14 protein-coding genes and 1 pseudogene are annotated in these 14,476 nt (G+C 36.1%); 11 read left to right on the top strand and 4 right to left on the bottom strand.

All coding sequences use genetic code 11. The features are described from left to right. The first annotated feature begins 5 nt into the window (after positions 1 to 5). Genes Q8S25_RS05015 through Q8S25_RS05005 form a run of 3 tightly spaced genes read left to right on the top strand, consistent with a single transcriptional unit; the run spans position 6 to position 2,125 of the window. Positions 6 to 191, top strand: coding sequence for an Arc family DNA binding domain-containing protein (locus Q8S25_RS05015; protein ID WP_305535465.1), 186 nt, complete (start codon positions 6 to 8; stop codon positions 189 to 191). After that, positions 192 to 1,208 carry an LD-carboxypeptidase gene (locus tag Q8S25_RS05010; protein ID WP_305535463.1) on the top strand — a complete coding sequence of 339 codons (1,017 nt, stop codon included), beginning with the start codon at positions 192 to 194 and terminating at the stop codon, positions 1,206 to 1,208. A gap of 2 nt (positions 1,209 to 1,210) precedes the next feature. Beyond that, the gene (locus Q8S25_RS05005; protein WP_305535461.1) at positions 1,211 to 2,125 is read left to right on the top strand and encodes an LD-carboxypeptidase; all 915 of its coding nucleotides are present in this window, start codon (positions 1,211 to 1,213) and stop codon (positions 2,123 to 2,125) included. A gap of 7 nt (positions 2,126 to 2,132) precedes the next feature. Here the strand turns inward: Q8S25_RS05005 and Q8S25_RS05000 are convergent, their stop codons facing one another. The 3 genes from Q8S25_RS05000 to Q8S25_RS04990 are packed head-to-tail and all read right to left on the bottom strand — an operon-like array spanning position 2,133 to position 5,803. Further along, the gene (locus tag Q8S25_RS05000; RefSeq protein WP_305535459.1) at positions 2,133 to 2,939 is read right to left on the bottom strand and encodes an alpha/beta hydrolase; all 807 of its coding nucleotides are present in this window, start codon (positions 2,937 to 2,939) and stop codon (positions 2,133 to 2,135) included. A gap of 26 nt (positions 2,940 to 2,965) precedes the next feature. Further along, positions 2,966 to 3,754: an alpha/beta hydrolase gene (locus tag Q8S25_RS04995; protein WP_305535457.1), complete on the bottom strand. Its 789-nt coding sequence runs from the start codon at positions 3,752 to 3,754 to the stop codon at positions 2,966 to 2,968. A 60-nt stretch (positions 3,755 to 3,814) separates the two neighbouring features. Next, positions 3,815 to 5,803 carry a KUP/HAK/KT family potassium transporter gene (locus Q8S25_RS04990; RefSeq protein WP_305535455.1) on the bottom strand — a complete coding sequence of 663 codons (1,989 nt, stop codon included), beginning with the start codon at positions 5,801 to 5,803 and terminating at the stop codon, positions 3,815 to 3,817. A gap of 113 nt (positions 5,804 to 5,916) precedes the next feature. Here Q8S25_RS04990 and Q8S25_RS04985 point away from each other — a divergent pair, with 113 nt between their 5' ends. The 8 genes and pseudogenes from Q8S25_RS04985 to Q8S25_RS04950 all read left to right on the top strand — a co-directional run bounded on the left by Q8S25_RS04985 (position 5,917) and on the right by Q8S25_RS04950 (position 13,743). Beyond that, positions 5,917 to 7,488 carry a hypothetical protein gene (locus Q8S25_RS04985; protein ID WP_305535453.1) on the top strand — a complete coding sequence of 524 codons (1,572 nt, stop codon included), beginning with the start codon at positions 5,917 to 5,919 and terminating at the stop codon, positions 7,486 to 7,488. 11 nt (positions 7,489 to 7,499) lie between these two features. After that, a complete protein-coding gene (locus Q8S25_RS04980; protein ID WP_305535451.1) occupies positions 7,500 to 8,483 on the top strand; it encodes a DUF6427 family protein in 984 nt (327 codons plus the stop codon). A gap of 51 nt (positions 8,484 to 8,534) precedes the next feature. Next, positions 8,535 to 9,194 carry a phosphoribosylformylglycinamidine synthase subunit PurQ gene (gene purQ / locus Q8S25_RS04975; RefSeq protein ID WP_305535449.1) on the top strand — a complete coding sequence of 220 codons (660 nt, stop codon included), beginning with the start codon at positions 8,535 to 8,537 and terminating at the stop codon, positions 9,192 to 9,194. Between the two features lie 17 nt (positions 9,195 to 9,211). Continuing rightward, a complete protein-coding gene (locus tag Q8S25_RS04970; RefSeq protein ID WP_305535447.1) occupies positions 9,212 to 9,664 on the top strand; it encodes a protein-disulfide reductase DsbD domain-containing protein in 453 nt (150 codons plus the stop codon). Position 9,665: 1 nt separating this feature from the next. Further along, the gene (locus tag Q8S25_RS04965; RefSeq protein ID WP_305535445.1) at positions 9,666 to 11,615 is read left to right on the top strand and encodes a protein-disulfide reductase DsbD; all 1,950 of its coding nucleotides are present in this window, start codon (positions 9,666 to 9,668) and stop codon (positions 11,613 to 11,615) included. 158 nt (positions 11,616 to 11,773) lie between these two features. Next, a pseudogene (locus Q8S25_RS04960) lies at positions 11,774 to 12,532 on the top strand (YHYH protein). Next, entirely contained in the window at positions 12,504 to 13,112 is a 609-nt protein-coding gene (locus tag Q8S25_RS04955) for a toxin-antitoxin system YwqK family antitoxin (protein ID WP_305535443.1), read from the top strand. Before Q8S25_RS04960 ends, Q8S25_RS04955 begins: the two are co-directional and overlap by 29 nt. Then, positions 13,084 to 13,743 carry an SCO family protein gene (locus Q8S25_RS04950; RefSeq protein WP_305535441.1) on the top strand — a complete coding sequence of 220 codons (660 nt, stop codon included), beginning with the start codon at positions 13,084 to 13,086 and terminating at the stop codon, positions 13,741 to 13,743. The genes Q8S25_RS04955 and Q8S25_RS04950 overlap by 29 nt, the downstream gene beginning before the upstream one ends. A gap of 27 nt (positions 13,744 to 13,770) precedes the next feature. On the opposite strand, the gene Q8S25_RS04945 is transcribed toward Q8S25_RS04950, so the two are convergent. Next, complete coding sequence (locus Q8S25_RS04945) at positions 13,771 to 14,352, bottom strand: RNA polymerase sigma factor (RefSeq protein ID WP_295184995.1); 582 nt, start codon at positions 14,350 to 14,352, stop codon at positions 13,771 to 13,773. Between the last annotated feature and the right edge of the window lie 124 nt (positions 14,353 to 14,476).

Here is a 14,476-nt window from a genome sequence, read left to right as displayed (position 1 = left end):
TTGTTTTGAGTAAGAAATCTTTTGTTTTAAGAATAGATCAACAAACGTATGCCGCCCTCGAAAGATGGGCGGCAGACGAGTTTAGGAGTGTGAATGGTCAAATTGAAATGTTGATTGATCAATCTTTGCGCAATGCAGGTAGAAAAAAAGATAGCGTTTTGATCAAACCTAAACCCAAGAAAAATAATTAAATGAAAAGACAGTCCTTTTTGCATATGGCAGGAATGGGATTGATGGCCCTGCCTGCATTAGCTTCAGCTGCAGGAAATAAAAGTAGAAAAATAAAAGTCCCTCCTTATTTACAGCCGGGGAACACCATTGGTATTACTTGCCCTGCAGGTTTTTCCTTATTAGAAACCATTCAGCCTTCTATTGATTTAATACAAAGCTGGGGATATACAATTAAAGTAGGAAATACCATTGGAAAGATGGATCATACTTTTGGAGGCACTGATGCTGAGCGTGCTGCGGATTTTCAGCAAATGTTAGATGATCCACAAGTCAAAGCAATTCTATGTGCAACAGGTGGATATGGTGCTGTAAGAATGGTAGACTTATTGAATTTTAATGAGTTTAAACAATCCCCTAAATGGGTCATTGGTTTTAGTGATATCACTGTGTTGCATAGCCATTTGCATCAAGTATTGCATGTGGCTAGTTTGCATTCTAAAATGTGTGGCAGTTTCCCTAAGGATTGGGCTACAGCAGATGAAGTACAGCAAGCAAGTATACTGTCTATTAAAGATGCATTGGAGGGAAGAAAAATCAACTATCCTTCCATTCCAGTTGAGCATAATCGGCTTGGAACTGCAAAAGGAATTTTAATAGGGGGTAATTTAAAAATTCTTGAGAACTTGAATGGTTCGGCTTCCATGATTAATACCGATGGAAAAATTTTATTTGTAGAAGATGTAGGTGAACCTTTGTACAATATTGATCGGATGTTTTGCAATTTATTGCGCTCGGGAAAATTGGCTAAATTAAAAGGATTGATTGTAGGGGGCTTTAGTAATATTAAAGTAGACAATCCTGCTGTACCTTTTGGAAGAGATATATATACCATTGTTAAAGAAAAAGTAGCGGCATTTAATTATCCGGTTTGCTTTGATTTTCCGGTAGGTCATATCAAAAACAACTTTGCATTGAAGTGCGGCTTGCCACATCAATTAGTGGTTGAAAATAACTTAGTACAATTAACAGAAGTATAGCCATGATCAAGATTCCACCTTATTTAAAGAAAGGAGACACCATTGCCATCACTTGTCCTGCGGGTTATATGGAAAAGAAAAAAAATGCAATCTGTGTTAAAACCTTGCAAGAATGGGGCTTTCAGGTGATGATTGGTAAAACGGTAGGAAGCAAGTCTGCCAATTATTTTAGTGGTACAGATGAGGAGCGTAGGGATGAATTGCAGGCCTTATTAAACGAGCCATCTATTAAAGCGATTCTTTGTGGAAGAGGTGGTTATGGCGTTACTAGAATTATTGATCAACTTAATTTTGCTGCTTTCAAAAAAAATCCAAAATGGATTATTGGGTTCAGTGATATCACCGTTTTGCATGCGCATTTATTAACTAGGTGCAATACTGCTTCATTGCATGCTCCCATGGCCAATGCATTTAATCAGGGGGGAGCAAAGCTGCCTTATGTACAGTCTTTACATAAAGCATTGAAAGGCACTAAAGCATCATACAGTTGTGCAGCGCATTCAATGAATCAATTGGGGAAGGCAACCGGTGTATTGATGGGAGGTAACCTGGCATTGATTGCTCATTTGGTAGGCTCTAATATGATGTATAAAACCAAGGGCGCCATTTTATTTTTAGAAGATGTAGGAGAGTATGCATACAATATTGATCGAATGTTCATTCAACTAAAAAGATCCGGGATATTAGGCCAACTCAATGGATTAATATTGGGTGGATTTACCGATCGAAAAGATACTACCCGTCCTTTTGGAAAAACCATTGAAGACATATTAAAAGAACATATTGCTGAATATAATTATCCAGTTTGTTTTGGATTCCCAGTAAGCCATGATACCGAAAATTATGCGTTAAAAGTAGGCGCAAAATTTGAATTAAGTATTACTGCAAAAACAGTTAAGCTAAAAGAAACCGCTTAACTAATCATTAGCGAAGAATAGAATTTAATTTGTCTTGCATGAGCTTAAAGCTATTCAGGTTCACATGCGTTCCGTTGGCGATAGTAACAAACTCATCTACTTGCTTTAAGTGTTGGGTAAAAAGTTCCGCATTGCTATATGCAATCACCCCATCATCGGTGCCATGAAATATGGTAACTGGGGCAGTTACTTTCTGAATATACTCGTTGCTAGGAAATTTAAAGTGCATGAGTTTATTCAATGGGTACATAAACAAATACCTTCCCAATAAAGATTCCATGCTGTAATAAGGTGTTTCTAAAATCAGGTGTTTACAATCTCTAACAGAAGCCAACTGTGTGGCAATACCTGTTCCTATTGACTTTCCGTAAATAATTATTTCAGCAGGCTTGAATCTTAATTTGGCCAACATGTATAATTGCAATGCTCCCTCATATAAATTTTCTTCGGTAAGTTCCCCAATTGATTTGCCAAATCCAGGATAATCAATCATCCATACTTCATAATTATTTTTGGTAAAATTGGAAGCAAACTGGGCGTAATGGCCAATATTTTTTCTGTTACCATGAAAATATAAGACCAAACCTTTTCTAATAGAATCTGGCACAGTAAAATGGACAACATGAAATTGGGTATTTGCATCTAAAGGAATTACCGACTCTTGGTAGGGTTGATTAAACTGATAGCTGCTGTTTTGACCTACCGCTTCAGGGTGAAACAATAATCGGTCTTGAAAAATAAATAAGAGGGATCCAACTAATGCATAGAGCAATAGGGCTATTTTGATATAAAAGACAATGACAACTTTTTTCACGAGTCAAAGTTAAGCCAAATGCTCACTTAATATTTTAGAATATCTCTAATAAAATTGTGGTACTCATTAAAGGAAGGCAGGTTATTATGACCACCACCATGAATACTAATTAAGGTAATCTTATGTGGATTAATTTTTTGCAATTTTTTACTCTGTTTAATAGGAATCAACCAGTCTTTGGTTCCATGAATAATATAAGTATGGCAGTTTACTTTTTTAATCCATTGATCGGTTTGTAATTTAAATCGAAGGGTTAGCTTATGTGGAATAAAAGGCGTAAATCTTTCTGCAACTTTAATAAAACTATAATAGGGGGCATCTAATATTAAATAGCGAGGAGAATTGTCTGCTGCAATTTTGGTGGCAAATCCGCTGCCTAAGCTTCTTCCATAAACCAAAATATGGTGTTCAGGATATTTTTGCTTAAGCGTTTCATAAACAAATTGCATATCGGCCAACATTTCACGCTCACTTCTTTTGCCTGTACTCTTACCAAATCCCCTGTAATCTACTAGTACAACATCATATTGGTATCTATAAAAATCTCGGGCATATTTTGCCCATCCTTTAATGCTCCTTGAGTTTCCATGAAAATAGAGAATCAGACCCTTGGGTTGGTCTACATAAAAATGTAGCCCATTAATTCGAACTCCTTCGGTAATGTCAAAAAACAATTCATCAAAAGGAGCATCGTATTTGTACTCAAAATCTTGAGCTAATTTTTCAGGCTTGAATATGAGCTTTTCTTGAATTAAATAGCCCACCAATACAATTAGTAAATAGCCAATGACAATGTAAAGTAGAATGGTGCCCAAACCGAAATGTTGAATGTTTCGGTAAGTTCTGTTTTTTCGGTTGTTTGAACAAATGGTTTTTTAAGCTTCTTCTCCTTCTGGAAATACCCTATTCAATTTCATGTTGGCCACTGGAGCAACAATTAAAGGGAACTTTTCAATAGTCACATTGCTGGGGTCTAATCCAAAACCTCTTTCTTCGCTTAAGCTGATTTCTTTTAGCCAGAAATAAAGTTTCATTACAATTCGTTCTAAGAAAGGCAATTCATTGTCTTGGCTCAAGTACTTCTCTAAAACAATAAATTGAAAGTCTCCTACAATATTGTTTTTTTCTAAGCTTTCGTATCGGCTGGTAATATTCACTTCTTTGTTCTTTACCAATTCCTCTACCACTTTGCGGAACATTAGGTTGATTCTATGCTCTACCCTAAAGCCCAACCTGAATTCAATTCTGATGATATCATTGGGAATAATATGCTCAACATTGTATTCACAGGTATAAGGATCGTCTAATACGTCTACGTGTACAAACCAATAGATATCGGCTCTCTTAGGCTTTTTATTCAAAATAGAATAAATGATTTTGTGCTCAATTTCATTATGGTTATTGGCACTGGTCATATAAACCAAGTGGGTGGCATATTTAGGAATACTTTTATCGTTGCTTAGTTCTTGAATCATGGGAATATAATTCTCTAAGCGAACAAACTCAACATAACGGTTTTTAATTTTTCTACTTCTGTACCAAACATACATGACTGCAAATAATGCACCACCCACTAATAAAGTAACATAACCTCCGTGCACAAATTTTTCCATCAATGCAATTAAGAATGCAGACTCATAAGCTAAATAGCCAAATAAGAAAATATAAATCCAAACAGAAGCAGTTCTTTTGAGTACCAGAAAATTAGAGTATAAAATTGTTGTACTCAGCATGGTCACCACAATAGCCAATCCATATGCAGCTTCCATTTTAGAAGACTCTCTGAAGTAAAGCACAATTCCTAAGCAACCAACAAATAATAATAGGTTTATACCAGGTACAAATAATTGACCCCTTTCTTCTGAAGGGTAGCGTACTTTCATTTTTGGCCATAAATTTAATCGGAGGGCTTCACTTATTAGGGTAAATGATCCTGATATCATGGCTTGGCTAGCAATAATGGCGGCTGATGTAGCAATAATTACCCCCACTATGATAAACCATTGGGGCATTAAATCGTAGAAGGCGTTGATGCCGAACTGCGCTTTATTGGCCGCATTTACCAACAATCCTTTATGGCTGCTCAATAACAACGCACCCTGTCCAAAATAATTCAATAACAAACATGCTTTTACATAAATCCAAGAGAGTCTTATGTTTTTTCTACCACAATGTCCCAAATCAGAATATAAAGCTTCTGCCCCTGTTGTACACAAAAACACTGCACCTAGTAGCCAAAATCCATTCGGATAAAGTGTCAATAATTTAATTGCATAGTATGGATTTAAGGCTTTCAATACACTTAAATCATTACCCATTTGCCAAATGCCTAAAACAGCCAACATCGTAAACCAAATAAACATGATGGGTCCAAACAATTTTCCAATGCTGGCGGTACCAAATTGCTGCATGAAAAAGATAGCAGCTAATATGGCAATTACAATAATAACTATGGTATTAGAAGCAATATTTCGCATAGCGGGTAACTCCTTTAACCCTTCAATAGCCGATGTAACCGAGATGGGAGGGGTAATAATTCCATCAGCTAAAAGTGCTGCACCGCCAATCATTGCAGGTATTACCAGCCATTTTTTTCTTCGCCTTACTAAAGCATACAAGGCAAATGTTCCTCCCTCTCCTTTATTGTCTGCATTTAAAACAAGCAAAACATATTTAACTGTAGTTTGCAAAGTAATTGTCCAAATAATACAAGACAATGCTCCAATAATCAATTCTTCCGAAATGACTCTATTGGTAATGATTGCGTTGAAAACATAGAGAGGGGATGTTCCAATGTCGCCGTATATAATTCCCAAGGCAATTAAGAGACCGGCAGCGGAAACTTTGTTGATATTTTTACTCACAAAACAGGCTTTGAAGCATTAAAGCAATTAGATCTTTAACAAATGTATGGGTAAATTGTATAAACTAGATAAACTGTACATAGCGTACATTTGATAATATAAAGATTGCTTTTATGAAAAGGTCATTTCTGCTTTGTTTGGTGTTGATTTTAGGGGGCATTTTTTCTGTTTCTGCGCAAAGTATAGCGTATTCTGAACCAGATCGGGACGACCCTAGAACCCTCAATTTTGAAGTAATAGGCAAAATCAGCGGCAAATACCTAATTTATAAGAATGCGCGAGACGACCATTTTTTTTCTGTTTACGATGCAGAAATGAAATTGAGTAACAAAGTGAAACTAGACTTTTTGCCAGATAGAGCAAAAGTGTTGGGTACCGACTTTATTACTTATCCCGACTTTACTTATTTTATTTATCAATACCAGCTCAAAAACATTTACTATATCATGGCTGCCAAAATTGGATCCGATGGTAAAAAAATGGGGGAGGCTTTAATGTTGGATACCACTGCAGGAATGAGTTACACGGCCAATAATAGAATTTATACCGTAGTGAATAGCGAAGACAAACAAAAAATGGCTGCTTTTAAAGTGAGCACCCGCAACGAAAAAGAGCATGTGGTTACTTCTTGCGTTTTCGATAAAGAGCTCAAACAATTGGAGAAAGTAAGAATTGCCATTGCCATGCCCGATCGAAATGATTATTTGGGTGAATTTGGTATAGACAACGATGGTAATTTGGTTTGTTTGAGAGAATCGAGTGTTGCAACCAATGAAAGTATAAACAAAGTCAGCTTGGTGATTAAACCATTGGGCAGCATTAATTCTACCATTAGCGAGTTAAAAGTAAAAAGCATCTTTTTAGATGATACCCGAATTAAAATAGATAACCTAAATAAGAAAATATTAATCACTTCTTTTTTTAGTAAACAAAAAAGAGGCAATATAGACGGATTGTATTATTCGTTGTGGGATAAACAAACCAATACCGAAACCCTCAATGCGGTTACCGTTTTTTCAGAAGAATTTAGAGCCGATGTAAGGGGGGAAGGTTCTGCTAAAACCGCTTTCAATGATTTTTATTTAAAGAACCTTATTTTAAGAAGAGATGGTGGATTTATGATGATTGCAGAATCTGCCTATATGAGCGCAAGGGGGAATACATTTAATCGTTGGGATATGATGAATCGCTCTCCATTCTTTAATCCGTATGTTGGAAATGGGTTAGGAATTGGATTAGGTGGGTATTATCCTTATGGTTCTGGCTTAAATGCATACCCATGGGGTTCTCCATGGGGCATGAATAATATGGGTCCTAATAGTGTTACCCGATATTTCTCGGATAATATTGCCATTATCTCTTTTGAGCCCAATGGTAAAATGGAATGGAGCAATATCATTCGTAAAACACAATATGACGATAATACCGATAATTATATTGGATATGGAATCATTAATTCGGGCGATCAAATTAGATTCATGTTTAATATTCAAGACAAGCGAAACAATATCTTAACCGATCAATCCCTTTCTCCGCAGGGGCAAATTGACCGAAACCCTACAATCAAAAACTTGGAAAGAGGATATGATTTTATGCCCAGACATTCCAAACAAACCGGGGCTCGACAAGCCATTGTACCTTGCATGTATAGAGGGTATACCTGTTTTGCCAAAATAGATTATTAATTTGCAGTACTGTGGTATTTTTATTTAGAGATAAATCGATTATAAATATTGTTTTTTTAGTGCTATTGAGCCTCTTGGTGCACCTGCATGGCTTTACTGCACCTATAACTGTTGTTGCGAATAATCAAGACGGTTGGTTTGCATATCTGCTGAATCAATATTTAAAAGAAGGCGTCTATACAGCAGGTTTTTTTATATACATATCGGTGGTGCTATTGCAATCTATTCGACTTAATTTCTTGCTGGCCGAACAAAAAATGTTTCCCAATTCGGGTTATACAGTTGCAATGAGTTATGTGCTGTTAACTGGCTTATTACCCCAATGGGCAGCTATTAGCCCTGCATTAATTGCTAATTTTTTATTGATTTGGATTTATATTAAAATAACTAGGTTATACAACCATCCTGCCCCTAAAACTTTATTGTTCAATATTGGATTATTGGTTAGTCTTACTATTTTATGCTATCATCCTACCGCAATTCTTATTGTTGTTGTGTTGTTTGCATTAGGTATTATGCGTCCTTTTAAACTACAGGAGTGGTTTACATTATTAATGGGCATCGCATTGCCGTTTTACTTTCTAGCATCTTGGCTTTACTTAACCGATGAATTAAACAGGATTGGACAATTTTTGCCAAAAATGGAGTTGACAGTTCCTGTTCAGCAGTTAAGTAATCCTGAAATTGCTGGGTTGTCGGTAATAGTATTGGTCTTATTGGCTGGATTCTTTAGTTGGCAACAGTTCAATAGTAGATTGGTTATTCAGATGCGAAAAAATTGGGCTGCACTGTTAGTGATGTGCTTTATTTTAACTGCAGCACCGTTTATTTTTAATAACGCTGGCTTAAATGCGGCTGTTTTGTGTTTAGTTCCATTTACTGCATTTGTATCTGCATCCTTTTCTTACCCTAAACGACTTTTATTCCCGAATTTTCTATTTTTTGTACTTATTGGGGTGATTATGTATAATAATTGGTATTTGGTCAAATTTTAGGCATTCTTTCTCTTTCTGGATTGTACCTTTGTAGCTTAAATTAACAAACACATGAAGTTAGGTGTGGTCGTTTTCCCAGGTTCCAATTGCGACAGAGACATGCAAGATGCTTTGCAGCAAGATTTGAATAAAGAAGTTATTATGCTTTGGCATAAAGACAAAGACTTATCTTCTTTTTCAACCGATGATTGTATTGTTTTGCCAGGTGGTTTTTCATATGGCGATTATTTGCGTTGTGGAGCAATTGCCCGATTTAGCCCAATGATGCAGTCTGTAATAGAGTTTGCCAATAAAGGTGGAAAAGTATTGGGTGTATGTAATGGATTTCAAATTCTTTGTGAAAGTGGATTGTTGCCAGGTGTGTTATTACAGAATGCGAATCAACAATTTATTTGCAAAAACGTGTTTATTACCAATCCAGCTACTGGGGCACTAAAAATCCCTATTGCGCACGGAGAGGGAAGGTTTCATGCTGATGAAGCTACTTTAAACGATTTGGAAAAAAATGATCAAGTTTTATTTAGGTATTCAGATGAATTGGGAAATATTGTAGATCATGCAAATCCTAATGGTGCAGCAAGAAATATTGCAGGTATCAGAAACAAGCAAAACAATGTGTTTGGAATGATGCCCCATCCTGAACGAGCAACGAATGCTGCTTTACAAAACCTAGACGGTTTAGAAGTATTTAAGTTGTTATCTATCCAATAAAGTGTCAATATCATACTATGAAAAAAATATTCTTATTTGTTGTTGCGCTTGGCCTATTGCAATTAGGTTTTGCTCAAATTAAAGACCCTGTTGCTTGGACTTTTGAGGCAAAGAAAAAAACAGCAGATTCATATGAAGTAACCATTACTGCCAATGTGCCTAAGCCATGGCATATGTACTCTCAAAATATGCCTGCAGGGGGCCCAGTTCCTACTAAAGTGGTTTTCAATTCGAATCCATTGGCTAAAAAAATGGGCAACACAAAAGAAACAGGAAAGCTGGAAAAAATTAATGACAAGATTTTTGGAATGGAAGTACTGTTTTATAGTGGCAAAGTGGTTTATACGCAAATGGTGAAAGTAAAACCAGGCATCAAAACCAATATTGCCGGCTATGTGAATTATATGGTATGTGACGATGAACAGTGTTTGCCTCCTACCAAAAAACAATTTGATATTAAGCTATTGTAGTATGAAAAAAATATTATTCCTGCTGGTAATTGTATTATTAGCAAAAGCTACCATTGCACAGGATAAATCACCTGTGCAATTTGTTTTTTCAACCCAACGAACCAATGATAGTTTGGTACAATTTACTATTAGTGCCAAATTTGAAAAGGGTTTTCAATTATTTGGTGTAAAAAAACAATCAGTTGAAGATGAATTTGTATCCAGTTTGCAATTAGACAATACAACCGAATCTGATTCAATAATAGAAACAGGGAAGCTGTTACAAATTCCTTCTGAAAATGGGGCTGCACCCGCTTATCGGGTTTACGAAGACAGTGCAAACTTTACTTATTTTTTAAAAGTAAATAGTAGTGATAGCGCTTTATTAAAAGGAACATTTAATTGGTTGGGCAAACGTGCTGATGAATTTCCCACTGGAAGCGAATCTTTTTCTGTGGAAGTTTTACCTTCCAACAACGCTGGTGAGGGTGACAATACTGATATTGCCAATCAAACTTTATGGCAAATTTTCTTATTGACTTTTCTAACTGGATTATTGGCAGTAATTACACCTTGTGTATTTCCACTTATTCCAGTAACAGTTAGTTTCTTTTTGAAAAGAAGTAAAACAAGAGCTGCTGGTATAAAAAATGCGTTATGGTATTCTTTATCTATCATTGGTATATACACAGTGCCAACCATATTATTAGTGCTTCTTTTTGGAGATGATATACTCTACCAAATTTCCACTAGTGCTATTTCTAATTTATTATTCTTTGCTATATTCTTAGTATTTGCCATTTCTTTTTTTGGCGCATTCGAATTACAACTACCCAATAGTTGGGCTAATAAGGCGGATCAAAAAGCAGGCAAAGGTGGATTAGGCGGCATTTTTTTCATGGCTCTTACTTTGGTAATTGTTTCTTTTTCTTGTACAGGCCCCATTGTAGGTACTTTGTTGGGACAAACCAGCACCGGTGGTGTAAGTACTGCGCCCATCATTGGTATGTTGGGCTTTGGGGTAGGATTGGCATTGCCTTTTTCGTTGTTTGCTTTTTTTCCTTCCATGCTGCAATCATTGCCCAAAAGTGGCGGCTGGTTAAATTCAGTAAAAGTGAGTTTTGGATTTATTGAATTAGCCTTAGCATTGAAATTCTTGTCGAATGTAGATTTGATTTATCATTGGAGATTACTAGACCGAGATGTGTTTTTGGTTTTATGGATAGTGATATTTGTTTTATTAGGTATTTATTTGTTGGGAAAACTGAAATTTTCACACGATAGTGATTTGCCTTTTGTATCTGTTCCAAGATTATTTTTTGCTATTGCTTCTTTTTCTTTTGCCTTGTATATTTTACCAGGATTATGGGGTGCACCACTAAGGCATTTAAGTGGTTTTATTCCTCCTGATGGAACACAAGAATTTAATTTAGATGCACTAAAATATCAAATAGGAAGTTCCCCAGCACCATCTTCAACTACTGTTAATCTTGCAGAACCTCCCAAACGATTAGCCGACAAATTACATGTGCCTTATGGTTTGGTAGCGTATTTTACCTTAGAAGAGGGAATGGCTGCAGCCAAGGCTTTGAATAAGCCCATCATGTTAGATTTTACCGGACATAGTTGTGCCAACTGTCGTAAAATGGAAAAAGAAGTTTGGAAGGATCCAGGAGTATTGCAGCGGATGAAAGATAATTTTGTATTGGTTAGTCTTTATGTAGATGAATCTACCGATTTACCGGTTAAAGAACAGTACGTAAAAAAGGATGGTGATAAAGTAATTACAGAAGGAGACAAGAATTTGGATTATGAAATTACCCAGTTTGGCTTTAATGCCCAACCTTTGTATATGTTTCTCGATTTGAATGGGAAGCCTTTGAGTAGTATTAAATATGGATACGACCCTAATATTGCCAAATTCATTGCTCATTTAGATGCAGCCAAAGCCGCGTTTGAACAGAATAAATAATAGTAGCAGCATTGAATACAGTAAAGCTCCGATTGATTCGGAGCTTTTTTATTTATTATACTTTTCATTAAACCATTTAACTGAAAGCAGGTCTATATAAAATACGGTGTAAAAGCTACAAAGTGGATACACTCGAATCACTCAAAAAAAACCTCTTTATGCGTAAAGTTCCATTTTTATTTGCGATGCTATTGTTGCTTTCTTTTTCTTGTAAAAAGACCAGTGAAACTACTACTACCACTACCACTTCAGGAACGGCAACGGTTCCAGCAGTTTATCAAAAAATATATGGAGCAACAAGTGTTACTTCAGATGGTACTTATATCACCATCAAAACAACCGGTGCGCCAGATCATAAAAGTCCTTATTATGCAGTAGGCAATGCCTTATATGAAAACTTTACTGGTACTACATTTGGAGGAGTTAGTTTTAGTAAGAATCCAAATGCTATATCAACCTTAAATTATACATTTAAAATACCCGTAAACCCACAAGTGGCTTCCAATCATGCGGCAACTCCTTTAGGCGCCATTGGTGTTGCGTTGAATGGTGTTCCATTTTACAACCAATATGCAGGACCAAATACTCCATTAACGAATGAAATCATGAGCTTTGATCAATATTGGGGGCATCCTGCACCAGGAGGAAGATATCATTATCATGTTGAGCCCTTGTATTTAACCACGGTTAAAGCAAGTAAATCTGCACTAATGGGCTTTTTGTTAGATGGATTTCCAGTATATGGTCCTGAATAAAATGGGGCATTGGTAACCAATGCTATGTTAGATGCCTATCATGGACATACACATGCCACTGCAGATTATCCCAATGGAATTTACCACTATCATATTAATGCAACAGATCCTTATATAAACGGAAGCGGTTTTTATGGCACAGCAGGTACAGTTACTCAATAGAATATGGATTGTTCTAGTTGGCTTCATTGCTTGTAATGCAACAGAGCCCACTATGACAATAAAGAATAATCCCCAAGTGCCCAATAGTTGGGTGCTTTATACAGATAGTGCACTCAACAATTTGAATGGGGTTATTTATTATCAATCAAAACCTTATTCAGGAAAATTATATGCTTTGTATTCAAACAATCGCGATACCGCTTTTATTCGGAGTTACTTCTCAGGCAAAGAAGAAGGCGAATGGAGAAGCTTCTATGAAAACGGTCAAATGAAAGAATGGCGCTTTTTTAGTAATGGTAAAAAGACAGGAAAATACTTGGTGTGGTGGCCTAACGGGAAGCCATTTATGCAGTATCAATTAGAGAATGATGAATACCAAGGCACTTGCTTAGAATGGAACGAGAAAGGATTAATGGTAAAGCAAATGAACTACCAGCAAGGGCATGAAGTTGGGTCACAAAAATGGTGGTACGACAATGGGAAAATAAAAGCGAACTATATTATACAGGATGGAAGAAGGTTTGGATTATTAGGAACAAAAAATTGCATCAATGTTACGGACAGTATTTTTAAAAATTAGTGCCTATTGTATGGTTTTGATTAGTTGGTCTTGTGCCAATAATCAAGAAAAAGTGCAGCCATTACCCTATTACAATACGCCTGACTTTACGCCGGTTTTTTTAGCCAATCAATCGGAAATTAAATCGTCTGAAACACACTATGTTCCTGATTTTGATTTTACCAATCAGTATGGTGAACGCATTACCCATCAATCTGTTCAAGGGAAAATTCATATAGCCAGTTTTATATTTACAAGATGTGGAAGCATCTGCCCTAAGATGATTCATAACTTAAAACAAGTAGCACAGGCCTATGAAAAAGATACTTCAATGGTTTTACTGTCTTATAGTGTTACTCCTTGGATTGACTCAGTGCCTCGGTTAAAGTTTTTTACTGAAGAAAACAAAATTGGTCGTTCCTACAACTGGCATTTTTTAACCGGAGATAAAGCCAGTATTTACACACTTGCAAGAAAGGGATACTTTGCCGAGGAAGATTTGGGGTTTACGAAAGACAGTACTGAATTCTTACATACGGAACATGTACTCTTAGTAGATCAACAAAGCAGGATAAGGGGAATATACAATGGAACCCTTCAATTAGAAATAGAACAAATAATCAAAGACATTCAATTGCTTAAAAAACAATAGTATGTCTTTGATAGGTAAGGAGGATATTTAAAGTGCAATTTGCTTCTCAATCATCATTTTTCTGAGATTGATTAAGCCATAACGCATTCTACCTAAAGCCGTATTGATGCTGCAATTGGTAATTTCGGCTATTTCTTTAAAGCTCATATTGGCATAATGCCTCAATACAATAATTTCACGTTGCTCTTCTGGTAAAAGATCCAGCATTTTTCTTACACGATCATGACTTTGACCTTGCATGATTTTGCCATCAGGACCTTCTTCAGAAATTTGAAGTACATCAAAAATATCTTTGTTGTCACTGGTTTTGATTGCAGGGGTACGCTTCACTTTTCTGAAATAGTCTACGCAAAGGTTGTGAGCAATTCTTAATGCCCATGGCAAAAACTTGCCCTCTTCGGTATATCGCTTATTTTTTAACGTGTCAATGATTTTAATGAACACATCTTGAAAAAGGTCTTCAGCTAAATACGTGTCTTTAACAAAAAACAAAATAGATGAAAAGATTTTGTCTTTATAACGGTAGATAAGTGTTTCAAAAGCATCGGTGTCGCCGTCTTGAAATGCCCTTATCAGTTCTGTATCAGACGCATGGTCTAATGTTCTCATAGTTTAGGTTTTTGAGTCAGGATTAAAATCAGGATATTGGACAACGATTTTTTAAATCTTGAACAAAATAGAATTCTTTTGTATACATAAATCTTTTGTGGAAATCATGTTAAAGGGCTTCAAG

This window comes from Sediminibacterium sp. (genome assembly GCF_030695065.1).
Classification (GTDB): Bacteria; Bacteroidota; Bacteroidia; order Chitinophagales; family Chitinophagaceae; genus Sediminibacterium.
Note: the sequence above shows the minus strand (reverse complement) of the source record. Positions and strands in the feature narration are given on the sequence as shown.

What these genes read in the sequence shown, in the direction of transcription:
- Q8S25_RS05010 (WP_305535463.1), top strand. Translation starts at nt 192, where the DNA reads ATGAAAAGACAGTCCTTTTTGCATATGGCAGGAATGGGATTGATGGCC.
- Q8S25_RS05005 (WP_305535461.1), top strand. Translation starts at nt 1,211, where the DNA reads ATGATCAAGATTCCACCTTATTTAAAGAAAGGAGACACCATTGCCATC.
- Q8S25_RS04985 (WP_305535453.1), top strand. Translation starts at nt 5,917, where the DNA reads ATGAAAAGGTCATTTCTGCTTTGTTTGGTGTTGATTTTAGGGGGCATT.
- purQ (WP_305535449.1), top strand. Translation starts at nt 8,535, where the DNA reads ATGAAGTTAGGTGTGGTCGTTTTCCCAGGTTCCAATTGCGACAGAGAC.
- Q8S25_RS04970 (WP_305535447.1), top strand. Translation starts at nt 9,212, where the DNA reads ATGAAAAAAATATTCTTATTTGTTGTTGCGCTTGGCCTATTGCAATTA.
- Q8S25_RS04965 (WP_305535445.1), top strand. Translation starts at nt 9,666, where the DNA reads ATGAAAAAAATATTATTCCTGCTGGTAATTGTATTATTAGCAAAAGCT.
- Q8S25_RS04955 (WP_305535443.1), top strand. Translation starts at nt 12,504, where the DNA reads ATGGCACAGCAGGTACAGTTACTCAATAGAATATGGATTGTTCTAGTT.
- Q8S25_RS04950 (WP_305535441.1), top strand. Translation starts at nt 13,084, where the DNA reads ATGTTACGGACAGTATTTTTAAAAATTAGTGCCTATTGTATGGTTTTG.
- Q8S25_RS04945 (WP_295184995.1), bottom strand. Translation starts at nt 14,352, where the DNA reads ATGAGAACATTAGACCATGCGTCTGATACAGAACTGATAAGGGCATTT.